The sequence below is a fragment of the Rhizobium sp. BK456 genome (assembly GCF_014194045.1).
GTDB classification, from domain to species: Bacteria; Pseudomonadota; Alphaproteobacteria; order Rhizobiales; family Rhizobiaceae; genus Rhizobium; species Rhizobium redzepovicii.
This window is the reverse complement of the sequence record NZ_JACIAO010000007.1, coordinates 105,113-116,944: the sequence shown is the minus strand read 5'-3', so window position 1 is coordinate 116,944 and position 11,832 is coordinate 105,113. Positions and strand designations below refer to the sequence as shown.

The 11,832-nt window shown below is 63.5% G+C and carries 10 protein-coding genes; 8 read left to right on the top strand and 2 right to left on the bottom strand.

What is annotated here, in order from left to right:
* The first annotated feature begins 36 nt into the window (after positions 1-36).
* From FHX03_RS20275 to FHX03_RS20250, 6 genes are all read left to right on the top strand, one after another.
* The gene (locus FHX03_RS20275) at positions 37-918 is read left to right on the top strand and encodes an NmrA/HSCARG family protein (protein ID WP_183855139.1); all 882 of its coding nucleotides are present in this window, start codon (positions 37-39) and stop codon (positions 916-918) included.
* A gap of 122 nt (positions 919-1,040) precedes the next feature.
* The gene (locus FHX03_RS20270; RefSeq protein ID WP_183855137.1) at positions 1,041-1,841 is read left to right on the top strand and encodes a class I SAM-dependent methyltransferase; all 801 of its coding nucleotides are present in this window, start codon (positions 1,041-1,043) and stop codon (positions 1,839-1,841) included.
* Positions 1,842-2,228: 387 nt separating this feature from the next.
* Entirely contained in the window at positions 2,229-3,479 is a 1,251-nt protein-coding gene (locus FHX03_RS20265) for an MFS transporter (RefSeq protein ID WP_097625859.1), read from the top strand.
* Between the two features lie 227 nt (positions 3,480-3,706).
* Positions 3,707-4,054 (top strand): DMT family protein, encoded by a 348-nt coding sequence (locus tag FHX03_RS20260; RefSeq protein ID WP_097625858.1) that lies wholly within the window; start codon positions 3,707-3,709, stop codon positions 4,052-4,054.
* Between the two features lie 121 nt (positions 4,055-4,175).
* Complete coding sequence (locus tag FHX03_RS20255) at positions 4,176-5,687, top strand: DUF1800 family protein (protein WP_183779435.1); 1,512 nt, start codon at positions 4,176-4,178, stop codon at positions 5,685-5,687.
* Positions 5,688-5,699: 12 nt separating this feature from the next.
* The gene (locus FHX03_RS20250; protein WP_097625856.1) at positions 5,700-6,884 is read left to right on the top strand and encodes a DUF1501 domain-containing protein; all 1,185 of its coding nucleotides are present in this window, start codon (positions 5,700-5,702) and stop codon (positions 6,882-6,884) included.
* Positions 6,885-7,153: 269 nt separating this feature from the next.
* On the opposite strand, the gene FHX03_RS20245 is transcribed toward FHX03_RS20250, so the two are convergent.
* Complete coding sequence (locus FHX03_RS20245) at positions 7,154-7,741, bottom strand: hypothetical protein (RefSeq protein WP_097625855.1); 588 nt, start codon at positions 7,739-7,741, stop codon at positions 7,154-7,156.
* Positions 7,742-7,766: 25 nt separating this feature from the next.
* Positions 7,767-8,153, bottom strand: coding sequence for an acyl-CoA thioesterase (locus FHX03_RS20240; protein WP_097625854.1), 387 nt, complete (start codon positions 8,151-8,153; stop codon positions 7,767-7,769).
* A gap of 291 nt (positions 8,154-8,444) precedes the next feature.
* Between FHX03_RS20240 and FHX03_RS20235 the strand changes: the two genes are divergently transcribed.
* Together FHX03_RS20235 and FHX03_RS20230 are read left to right on the top strand one after the other, a co-directional pair.
* A complete protein-coding gene (locus FHX03_RS20235; protein ID WP_097625853.1) occupies positions 8,445-10,265 on the top strand; it encodes a methyl-accepting chemotaxis protein in 1,821 nt (606 codons plus the stop codon).
* A gap of 151 nt (positions 10,266-10,416) precedes the next feature.
* Positions 10,417-11,733, top strand: coding sequence for an extensin family protein (locus FHX03_RS20230; RefSeq protein ID WP_183855135.1), 1,317 nt, complete (start codon positions 10,417-10,419; stop codon positions 11,731-11,733).
* Positions 11,734-11,832 lie beyond the last annotated feature (99 nt).

Genomic DNA, 11,832 nt, shown 5'->3' with positions numbered 1-11,832 from the left:
ACTTTGCTCCATCAGTCACAAGCAAGGAGCAGACAGATGGACAACACACGAAACGTTCTGGTTACCGGCGCCACCGGCCAGCAGGGCGGCGCGGTCGTTCGCGCCCTGATCGCGCGGGGACACCGTGTCAAGGCGATCTCACGCAAGCCGGACAGCGATGGCGCAAAGCGGCTGGCCGCGGCTGGGGTCGAGGTCGTCGCCGGCGATCTCAACGATGGCGCATCCGTGGCGAGGGCGGTTGAGGGCGTCGATACGATGTTCCTGATGGGCAATAGCTACGAGGCCGGGACGGAGGCGGAAACGCGCCAGGGCATCACCGTGGCCGATGCGGCAAAGGCCGCCGGCATCGGTCACCTGATCTATTCCTCCGTTGGCGATGCGGACAAGAAAACCGGCATTCCGCATTTCGACAGCAAGTACCTCGTCGAAAAGCATATCGCAGGCCTCGGCATTCCCTATACGATCAGCGCGCCCGTCGCCTTCATGGAAAATACGGTGGCGCCCTGGGCGATCGACGGGTTGCGCCAGGGCGTCTACGCCGCTGCCCTGCCGCCGACCCGCCCGCTGCAGCAGATCACCATCAAGGACATCGGCGCTTTCGTTGCAGCACTGGCCGAGCGGCGCGAACAGGTGTTCGGCAAGCGTTTCGATATTGCCGGTGACGAATTGTCTGGCGAGCAGCAGGCGAAGATCCTGTCCGAGACGCTCGATCGGCCGATACGCTACCAGGAGTTGCCGATCGCCGCCATGCGGCAGCAGAGCGAGGACGCGGCGCTGATGTTCGGATGGTTCGACCGCACCGGCTACGACGCCGACATCGCTGCCCTGCGCCGCGATTTCCCTGATGTCGGCTGGCACAGCTATGCCGATTGGGCGCGGGGCTTCGACTGGAGCGTTCTCGGCAAGGCATCCGCCTGATACACTCCCCGTCGTCCCCGGCCTGAACCGGGGACGACGGGGAGCCCGACCCGCCTTGCGCAAGGCGACGGATCGCTCGGCTCCAAGGCGATAGACCATCGTTGTTGAAGAGGGAGGTTTCGATGCCGTCGAGTTTCAATGTCGAAAGTGCGGATGGTTATGAGCGGCTGATGGGGCGCTGGAGCAAGAGGCTGGCGCCGCTGCTGATCGATTTCGCCGGATTGGCGGACGGGGATCGCGTGCTGGATGTCGGCTGCGGCACAGGCAGCCTGACTTTTGCGCTGGCGGGAAGACCGGGCTTGAAGGAGATCGCCGCGATCGATTATTCGCCGGTTTTTGTCGAGGCGGCGACACGGCGCAATACCGATCCGCGGATCGCGATCCGGCAGGCGGATGCCTGCGCGCTGCCCTTTGAGGATAACCGCTTCGACCGGGCGATCTCGTTGCTCGTGCTGCATTTCGTGCCGGAGGCGGGCAAGGCTGTTTCGGAAATGGCCCGTGTCGTGCGCCCGGGCGGTGTGGTTGCCGCCGCCGTCTGGGACCATTACGGTGGCATGCCGATCATGCGGATGATGTGGGACACGGCTGTCATGCTCGACGAGGACGCGCTGCCGCTGCGTCGCAAATACTGCTTCCAGCCGATGATGCGGCCGGGGGAGATGAAGCAGAGTTTTGTCAGTCAAGGCCTCGTCGACGTCGAGGAGACGTCGCTGCTGATCCGGATGGAATACGGCTCCTTCGAGGACTATTGGGGGCCGATCGCCGCTGGCGAGGGGCCGCTCGGCAAATATGTCGCCGGGCTGGACCCGGCCAAGCGAAAGGCAGTCGATGCGGCCGTCAGGGCGGCATATGAAGCCGGCGAGCCGGATGGGCCGCGGTCGTTTGCGTCGGTGGCGTGGGCGTGCCGGGGCAGGGTTGTTTGAGTGACGTTGCGGATGCTCCGAGGCTCCTCATCCGAAGGGCGAGACGGGTGCTCCGGCGGCTGATGGATGCAAGAAGCAATGTTGCGGCGCGTACTTCGAGGCTCCGCCCTGTCGGGCTGCGGACCTCAGCATGAGGGATTGGTGGGTGCCGCCCCGCGGACAAGGAGCGCCGGGAGGTGCTCCCGCCACCGGACCGCCGCTCTTAATCACGACAAACGTGATGGAACTCGGTCAGCATCGCTGCCGTTGTTTCCGCTGTCTCCGATTGCGAATGTGCTTTCCCGCAACCGCAGCCCTGACAGCCGCAACCCGCCCGTTTTGGGCACCCCTTCCGACGGCATCCGGAATTGCCCGCCTCGCCGCCGCTTTCGGACGGAGGAATATCAGATGTCCGCTTTGGAAAGCCTGCGCCGGCTGACGCCGCAGCAGCGTAACACCGTCATCGCCAGCTATCTCGGCTGGACGCTCGACGCCTTCGATTTCTTCATTCTCGTCTTCGTTCTTAAATATATCGCCGAGGAATTCCATACCGACGTCCCCGCCGTCTCGGTGGCGATCTTCCTGACGCTCGCCATGCGGGCGCTCGGCGCACTGATCTTCGGACTGGCGGCCGATCGATACGGCCGGCGCATCACGCTGATGGCCGACGTGCTGCTCTATTCGCTGTTCGAATTCCTCACCGGCTTTTCCACCGGCCTCACCATGTTCCTGGTTCTCCGAGCACTCTATGGCATTGCTATGGGCGGTGAGTGGGGCGTCGGCGCCTCGCTGGTCATGGAGACGGTGCCGGAGGAAAGCCGCGGCATCGTCTCAGGCATCCTGCAGGCGGGTTATCCCTCGGGCTATCTGATCGCCTCGATCGTGTTCTTCCTGCTCTTTCCCGTCATCGGCTGGCGCGGCATGTTCTTCATCGGCGCGGCTCCGGCGCTGCTCGTGCTCTACATCCGGCGGAATGTCGAGGAGAGTCCCGCCTTTCTGAGACGGCAGGCCGAGGGGCGCCCGCCGTTCCTGACAGTGCTGCGCGAAAATATCCCGCTGTTCATCTGGGCGGTGCTCTTGATGACGGCGTTCAACTTTTTCAGCCACGGCACGCAGGATATCTACCCGACCTTCCTCGAAAGCCAGCGCAACTATTCGAGCTATACGGTTGGCGCCATTGCCATCGTCTACAATATCGGCGCGATCTGCGGCGGGCTGTTCTTCGGGGCGCTGTCGCAGCGGATCGGCCGCAAGCGGGCGATCGTCACTGCCGCGCTGATCGCCGTGCCGGTGGCCCCGCTCTGGGCCTATGCGCCGGGGCCGGTGCTGCTCGCCATCGGTGCTTTCCTCATGCAGTTCTTCGTGCAGGGCGCCTGGGGCATCGTGCCGGTGCATCTGAACGAGCTGTCGCCGGACGAGGTGCGCGGCACCTTCCCGGGCTTCGCCTATCAGCTCGGCAACCTGCTGGCCTCCGGCAATGCGACGCTGCAGGCGGGCCTCGCCGCTCGCTGGGATGGCGATTACGCCTATGCGCTGCTGATCGTCGCGGCGGTGGTGGCGCTCGCCGTCGCCCTGCTCGCCGGCTTTGGCTACGAGAAAAAGGATGTGCGCTTCGGCATGGAGGAAGCCAAGGAGCCGCATGGCGCGATGCGAATCTAGCGCTGCCGGCGGTTACAGAGGCCGGCGGCTGATGTCGCCGGTCTTTGCTCATGGCCTACCGGCCATGGCCAGTGCTGGAAAACGTGCCGCCGGCTATCCGCCTCGTCTCTGCCGCATGAGACGATCGGTCCGAGCCTCGGGGGCTTGCCGTCGAATGGCGGCGTGCTAGGTAGAGCTCGCCGGTATCGAACCGGATCGACCGTTTCCTCCACAGCCCGAGTTACTCCATGTCCTTTTCTCCCGCCGCCCTTTGGCCTGTCATCATGCTGTTTGCCTCCAACATCTTCATGACCTTTGCCTGGTATGGCCATCTCAAGCACAAGAGCAGCGCCATCTTCCTTGCCATCCTCGTCAGCTGGGGCATCGCCTTCTTCGAATATTGCCTGGCAGTGCCGGCCAACCGTATCGGCTCGGCGGTCTATACGACGGCGCAGTTGAAGACGATGCAGGAGGTGATCACGCTGTTGGTCTTTGCCGGCTTTTCGATCTTTTGGCTCGGCGAGAACCTGACCTGGAATCACGCGATCGGCTTTGCGCTTATCGCAATTGGAGCATCCTTCATCTTTCGGGCGTAAATTGTAGTTTTTTCAACAGATTACAAATCGTCCATGTCTGGATATCGCCACATTTCCTACAGATTGCCGTCGCAATCGGCTGGCAGCCTGTCACTCTTTATTGATCAGGAGTTGACCGGCCATGAGCCTCTCTTTCCCGACGATGGCTGCGATCCGGTTCGGCTATGGGTTCCGGCCGGGCGAGACGCCGCCGCAGAACAAGGACGAGCTGATCGGTCAGCTCGGCAAGGGCGTGGCGGCGACGCCGGACTTTCCGCTCGGCGGTCCCGACATGCGCCATCGCGCGATCCTCAGCCTGCAGGAGCAGCTGAGGCAGATCCGCGAGGACGCCAAGACGGTGACCGACGACCCGGCGCGGCGCGAGATGCGAAAGGGCGTGCAGCACCAGGCGCAGCAGCAGTTCCAGCATGATGCGAACCTGCGGCTGATGCAGGCGGTGCTGTCGCCCTACGGCTTCTACGAGCGGCTTTCGACCTTCTGGAACGATCATTTCTCCACCAGCGCCAATAAGAGCCTGCCGATGCGCCTCATCGTGCCGCTCTATGAGACCGAGGCGATCCGGCCGTTTATCGCAGGCAAGTTCGGTGATCTGTTGCGCAGCGCCACGGCCCATCCGGCCATGCTGATCTATCTCGACCAGGCGGATTCGCTCGGGCCGGATTCGGCCGGCGGTATCAAGCGCAACAAGGGGCTGAACGAAAATCTCGGCCGCGAACTGCTGGAGTTGCACACGCTCGGCGCCGGCAGCGGCTACAGCCAGGCCGATGTGACGGCGGCGGCCATGGTGCTAACGGGGCTCACCATCGACCGCAAGGAGATGGACATCGCCTTTCGGCCGAATATTTCCGAGCCCGGCCTGCATGAGGTGCTCGGCGTCAGCTATGGCGGGCGCAAGCGCTCGCGAGACGATTATCTCGATATGCTCGACGATCTTTCCGTCCATCCGAAGACGGCGGCGCATATCAGCCGCAAGCTGGCAGTGCATTTCGTCTCCGACCAGCCCGACGAGGGCATGGTGTCCAACATGGCGACCGTCTGGAAGAAGACGGATGGCGATCTCACCGCCGTCTACACCGCCATGCTCGACCATCCCGCCGCCTGGCAGAACGAGGGCGCCAAGGCGCGACAGCCCTTCGACTACGTCGTTGCGGGTCTCAGGGCGCTGAATGCGGGGCCGGTCAACGGCGTCGTCGGCAGCTTCCTGGCGGCAAACCAGCAGGGCACTGAGGAGGGTGACATGGCGACCAATACGCCCGGCATGGTGGGATCGCCTGTGACCACGGATCCTGCCGGCGAGGCGAGGGACAAGCGTCTCAAGGCCTTCCGGACGGCGCGGGCGCTGGGGCAGGGGGCGCTGAAGCGCATGGGACAGCCGACCTGGCTGCCGCCGAGCCCAGCCGGCTTCGAGGAAGGTTTTTCCGCCTGGATCACAGGCAGCCAGCTCGCCGAGCGACTGGCTTGGGCAAGACGCGCTTCTGCACAGTTCGGCCGCGACGAGGATCCGCGCGAATTCCTGAAGTCGACGCTTGCCGATGCTGCGCGCGACGAGACGATCCGCGTGGTGTCGCAGGCGCCGAACAAGATCAGCGGCCTGACGCTGGTGCTGGCATCGCCTGAATTCAACCGCCGATAGGAGACTTTCGCCATGACACTGTCGATGAACCGGATCTCGCTTTCCCGCCGCGGTTTTCTGACCTCAGCCTGCTGTCTCGCTGCCGCTCCCGTCTTCACCCCGGTCACCTTCGCGGCGATGCCGGGTGACAACCGCTTCGTCACCATCGTGCTGCGCGGCGCGATGGATGGGCTGGATCTGGTGCAGCCCTATGGCGATGCCGGCTTTGCCGCGCTCCGGCCGACCTTGGCGCTGACGCCCGATACAGGGCTTCTCGACCTCGATGGACATTTCGGTCTTAATCCCGCCGCCGCCGATCTGATGCCGCTGTGGAAGAGCCGGGAACTCGCCTTCGTGCAGGCGGTGTCGACGCCCTATCGCGACCAGCGCAGCCATTTCGACGGTCAGGATATGCTGGAATCGGGCGGTGAACATGTCGCCGAGGAAAAGACCGGCTGGCTGAACCGGGCACTTGCGGTCATTCCGCGCTCGGATGCGCGCAAGGCAATCGACGTCAATACCTCGACCGAGCTGATCCTCTCCGGGCCGAACGACGTCGATGTCTGGGCGTCGGATTCCAATCTGGCGCCGGCGCGCGACGAGATGCAGTTCCTGGTGCGGCTCTATGCCGGCGATCCGCCGTTTGCCGCGGCACTTGCCGAGGCGACGCGGGCCGACGCCGCCTTGATGATGGTCGAGCCGGATGGCCAGCGCGGCGAGAAGGTTGCCGATGTGGCGGCGCTCGCCGCCAACATGCTGAAGGGCGATTACCGCATCGCCAGTTTCTCGATCACCGGCTGGGATACGCATATCGGCCAGGCCAGCCAGTTCAAGCGGCCGGCACAGGATCTCGTCCAGGCGATCAACACGTTGAAGACGACGCTCGGGCCTGAGATCTGGTCAAAGACCGTGGTGCTCGCCATGACAGAATTTGGACGCACCGCCCGCCAGAACGGCTCCGCCGGCACCGACCACGGTACCGGTGGCTGTGCGCTGCTGGCGGGCGGCGCGATCAACGGCGGCCGTATTCTCGGCAAGTGGCCCGGCATCGGCGACGGCCAGCTGCTCGACGACCGCGACCTGATGCCGACCGCCGACGTGCGCGAGGTGGCGGCGGCGATGCTCTATCGGCTGTTCGATGTCGGGGTGGACGATCTGACGGGGAAGATCTTTCCGGGTTTGGGGTTTGATAAGGGATCGCAGTTTTTGAGAGGGTGAATGGGCTGCTCTCTGTTCTCCCCAGCGGGGAGAAGGTGGCCCGAAGGGTCGGATGAGGGGGCCGCGCGGTACACCATTCATTGCCCTTCGCTTGCGCTCCGCGCATTCGCGGCCTTGCCGCTCACCCCCTCATCTGGCCTGACGGGCATCTTCTCCCCGCTGGGGAGAAGAGGGAGCAAGCCGCTGCCCGGCCCTTCGCTTGGGCTCAGGGCGTTCGTCGCTGCAATCGATTCACTGGATCGATTGCTCGGGCCGCGCCCGATCGCTCCTCACCCCAGCACATCATAGAGCCGGAAGATGAAACTGACCTGATAGACCAGGTTGGCGATGATGAAGCCGGTGTGGAAGCGGCGGTTGGGGGTCCAGGCGGCGAGGACGCACAGCAGGATGTAGACGATGTTGCGGGCGGGATATTCCCAGCCGAGCGAGAGGATGCGTTCCGGCCCCTTGATCGCCGTGTCGAGGATATCGACGGCATAGATCAGGCCGAGGATGCCGAAGAACCATTTGCGCCGGGAAATGAAATACTCCTCGTAGCCGCCATATTCATCGAGGCTCGCCGGGAAGAGCAGGGCGCAGAGCAGGAAGAACAGGCTGCAGAAGCAGACGAGGAAGAGATAGATGCCGAAGCCGATCGCAGGCACGGCCTGCAGGCGATATTCCCACCACCAGATGTGAATGATGAAGAGGAACAGGGAGAGCGCCCAGCCGAGATGGACGGCATAGACTTTCGCCTTGCCGGGATGCTGGACGATGCCGGCAACGCCGGTCAGCAGCCTGGCAAGCGAAAGGCTGATGACCATGCCCATCACCACCTTGATGTGAAGGAAGACTTCCGGCGCGCTGACCGTTTCCATGCCTTATCCCTCGGTTTCGAGAGTGTTACTCCTCGGGGACGGCCTTCGGTTTGCCCTCTTCGTCGAGCGCCACCATGATGAATGTGGCGGCGGTAACCTTCTCCATCTTGGCGTAACGGGCACGATGCGCCCAAGCTTCGACGATCAGCGTGATCGAGGTGCGGCCGACGCGCTCGATGTCGGTATAGACCGACAGCGTGTCGCCGATTTTGACCGGCAGTTCGAAGGCCATCTCCTTGACGGCGGCAGTGACGACGCGGCCCCTGGCGCGCTCGGCGGCGCGGATACCCGATGCAAGGTCCATCTGCGCCATGACCCAGCCGCCGAAGATATCGCCGGCCGGGTTGGCATCACCCGGCATGGCGAGCGTGCGCAGCGTCAGTTCGCCTCTCGGCTTGGCGGCATCGGTCATCAAGGGTTCTCCATCTGGTGCGGGTCATGGACCGGCGATTCACTGATGAGTACCCTAGTGCAAAGGCTGGAGGCTGTAAAAGACTGCCGGACCAGATCCTTGGGGTAGACGGCGGCCGAAAGATGCCGAACCGGGCACCGATCCAAATTCCATTCAATTTCAATTGGTTGAATATTAAAGCCAATACCTCCCTTACGTTATTTAATTGTCTTCTAATCAAACTTTACGCTCCAGTAATTCTGATGGGCCAGTATGTGAACGATTTCACATAGAAGACTCGCCGGGAACCTCATGCGCAACATCAAGATTTCCACACGCCTTTACTGCCTCGTCGGCTTCACGCTTGCCGTGCTCGCAGCAACGATGGTGTTCTTTCTGAACTATTCCTATTCCGAGCTTCAAGCGGAGCGGAAGGCGGGGTTGGAGAAGATGGAGGCGACGGCGATCGGCATCTTCGACAAATATTACAAGATGGAGCAGGCGGGCACGATGACCCGCGAGCAGGCTCAGGCAGCCGCCAAAGACGTGATCGGCGCGATGCGCTACGGCGCCGACGGCTATTTCTGGATCAACGACATGCATCCCACCATGGTGATGCATCCGATCAAGCCGGCACTGAATGGCACCGACATTTCGCAGATGAAGGATCCGAACGGCAAGTTCCTGTTCGTCGAATTCGTCAACAAGGTGAAGAAGGACGGCAAGGGCTTCGTCGACTATTACTGGCCGAAGCCGGGCGCCGACGAGCCGGTGTTGAAATATTCCTATGTCGCCGGCTTCGAGCCCTGGGGCTGGATCGTCGGTACCGGCGTCTATGCCGACGACCTTGCCGCCCTCTATCGCCAGAATGCGATCTGGGCGGCGGTGCTCTGCCTGCTCGGTGCGGCCGCCACGATTGCCATCGCCTATGCCATCGTGCGCAGCGTCACCGTGCCGATCGCCCGGCTGAAGACGGCAATGAATGCGATCGCCGCCGAGGAAGCATCGGTGGAGATCGCCGGCAGCGATCGTCGCGACGAAATCGGCCAGATGGCCAAGGCGCTGCTGGTGCTGCGCGATTCCGTCGACGAGCGCAGCGCGCTGCGCGGCCGGGAAGACGAAAGGCAGCGGCAGATCGAGGACGAGCGCCGCGGCAACGAGGCGAGCCTGCGTTCGGCTTCCGAGCGGCAGACACTCGCGATGCAGGCGCTCGGCGTCGGCCTGGAAAAGCTTGCGGGCGGCGACCTGACGGTTGCGATCGGCGATATCGGCGAGGATTACGCCAAGCTGAGGGGTGACTTCAACGCCGCCGTCGATGCGCTGAACGGCGTCATCCACGCGATCGCCGAATCGAGCCGCGTCGTCAACGACAGCGCTTCCGATATCAGCGAAGCAACCGGCAACCTGTCGAAGCGGACGGAACAGCAGGCGGCGGCCCTTGAAGAGACGGCGGCAGCGCTCGACGAGATCACCGCCACGGTCAAGACGGCATCCGAGCGGGCGAACGAGGCGCGCGAGATGGTGGCCGAGACCAAGGCGAGCGCCGGACGCTCCGGCGAGATCGTCCGCAATGCGGTAACGGCGATGGGCCGGATCGAGGAATCTTCGAGCCGGATCAACCAGATCATCTCGGTTATCGACGAGATCGCCTTTCAAACGAACCTGCTGGCGCTCAATGCCGGCGTCGAGGCGGCGCGGGCAGGCGAGGCGGGCCGCGGCTTTGCCGTCGTCGCGCAGGAAGTGCGCGAACTCGCCCAGCGTTCGGCCAATGCGGCTAAGGAGATCAAGGAACTGATCAGCCGGTCGGCGACGGAGGTCGAGGGCGGGGTGGCACTGGTGCGCTCGACAGGCGAGGCGCTGCTGGAGATCGAGTCGCTGGTCAACAAGGTCAACGACCACGTCGCGTCGATCGCTACGGCGGCACGCGAGCAGTCGACCGGGCTGAACGAGATCAACGGCTCCGTCAACCATATGGATCAGATGACGCAGCAGAATGCCGCAATGGTCGAGGAGACGACGGCGGCAAGCCGCACGCTGGCCGACGAAAGTACCCAGCTGGAGACGCTTCTTTCGAATTTCCGGCTGCGCGGAGCAGGGCAATCGCCTGGAGCCCGGTACACACGGGCAGCGTGAGTTAAACGACAGATCAAAGGCCGCGAAAGCGGCCTTTTTCATCTCCGTCGCGTTCAGATTGTGCCGGTAAGTTTTCATTCACCGTTTTTAATTAAAATTGGAGTGAGTTTTTTCTGTCACTGCCCAGTCGGCCTGCGGAAGCGATAAGAGTATGGCGTTTGTTTCCTTTCCTCGGCGATCCCTTTTGCCCCTGCTGCTCTCGGCGACGCTGACGACCTGTTCGATCAGCGACGGGCTGGTGCCGCCGGCCAATGTCGACAGCGGCACCAGAGTCAGCTCGATCTCGCCCGCACGGGCGCCGGCGGCACGCATGGCGCCCTCGGTGCGCATGGCGCCGGTGGAAAGTCAGGCTTCCTATCCCGTTTCCAATGCGCCGGTCGGCAATAGCCAGGGCTCGGTCGATTACCTCAATACGCCGAACCTTGCCGGCACCGGTCATGCCGCGCCCTCCCAACCGGCGGCGCGCGGGGGGCGGCTGCCGATGATCGACAGCGATGAGGCGCTGGCGGCGGGCCAGCCGAGCGGCAACTGGGGCGGCACGCAGAACCTTGCGATCCCTTCCGGTGGCGTCAATATGGATGACGAACTTGGAGCAGAGCCGGTCGTCGGGTTGGCGCAGGAACAACAGCAGCAGATCGCCGAGGGCAATGCGACCGAGCCCGTCGTTGACGGCATCGGCACCGATAGTCCTAAGCAGGTGAACCAGCCGCTACGCCAGCCCGCACCGCAGCCGATGCCGCAGCCGGCGGCACAGGCACAGATGAGCCGGGCGCCCGCCTGGAACGACGGCAGCCCTGTGGTGGCGCCGGCACGCGTTCCGGAAGAGGATGAAAGCGAAGAGGTCGCGATGTTGCGGCCGAACAATCCGATGATGAGCGAACCGGCCGCACCCGTCGATCCCAGCGTCATGCCGACCTCCGAGCTTGCCTGCCGGCGCGAGCTGAAGCGCATGGGCGTGCTCTTCGACGAGAAGCCGCCGATCTCGAACGGGCCGGCCTGCCAGGTGCCCTATCCGGTATCGCTGAAGGGGCTTTCCGGCAGTATCGGTGTCAAGCCGGCGGTAACGCTGAACTGTCAGGTGACGCTCGCCTTCGCCAAATGGGTGAAGAACGAGTTGGCGCCGTCAGCCCGCTACCGCTACTGGAGCGGCATCAGGACGATCCAGCCTCTTGGCGGCTATTCCTGCCGCCGCATGAACAACAGCCGGCAGCGATACAATCCGATGTCTGAACACGCCCGCGGCAATGCCATCGACGTCGGCAAGTTCGTGCTGAAGAACGGCCATGAGATCGATGTGCGCAAAAAGGGCCTGTTCTCGCTGCGCGAGGGTCGGCTCTTGAAGGCGGTGCGCACTGACAGCTGCCGCTATTTCAACACCGTGCTCGGGCCCGGCAGCAACCCGGAGCACTGGAACCACTTCCACTTCGACCTTCGTTCCCGCAAGAGCGGCAAGGTCTATTGCGACTAATATCTGTCCCCTTGAACCGTGCGGCGCGGGTGCGGCTGTGGTCGCGGCAAATAGGCCTGCTGGCAGAAAATGGTTCATCCTGGCCGCCCGGCGCGCTAT

Coding starts and splice junctions, on each gene's coding strand:
- FHX03_RS20250 (WP_097625856.1), top strand. CDS start 5,700: ATGACACTGTCGATGAACCGGATCTCGCTTTCCCGCCGCGGTTTTCTG.
- FHX03_RS20255 (WP_183779435.1), top strand. CDS start 4,176: ATGAGCCTCTCTTTCCCGACGATGGCTGCGATCCGGTTCGGCTATGGG.
- FHX03_RS20270 (WP_183855137.1), top strand. CDS start 1,041: ATGCCGTCGAGTTTCAATGTCGAAAGTGCGGATGGTTATGAGCGGCTG.
- FHX03_RS20230 (WP_183855135.1), top strand. CDS start 10,417: ATGGCGTTTGTTTCCTTTCCTCGGCGATCCCTTTTGCCCCTGCTGCTC.
- FHX03_RS20260 (WP_097625858.1), top strand. CDS start 3,707: ATGTCCTTTTCTCCCGCCGCCCTTTGGCCTGTCATCATGCTGTTTGCC.
- FHX03_RS20235 (WP_097625853.1), top strand. CDS start 8,445: ATGCGCAACATCAAGATTTCCACACGCCTTTACTGCCTCGTCGGCTTC.
- FHX03_RS20245 (WP_097625855.1), bottom strand. CDS start 7,741: ATGGAAACGGTCAGCGCGCCGGAAGTCTTCCTTCACATCAAGGTGGTG.
- FHX03_RS20240 (WP_097625854.1), bottom strand. CDS start 8,153: ATGACCGATGCCGCCAAGCCGAGAGGCGAACTGACGCTGCGCACGCTC.
- FHX03_RS20275 (WP_183855139.1), top strand. CDS start 37: ATGGACAACACACGAAACGTTCTGGTTACCGGCGCCACCGGCCAGCAG.
- FHX03_RS20265 (WP_097625859.1), top strand. CDS start 2,229: ATGTCCGCTTTGGAAAGCCTGCGCCGGCTGACGCCGCAGCAGCGTAAC.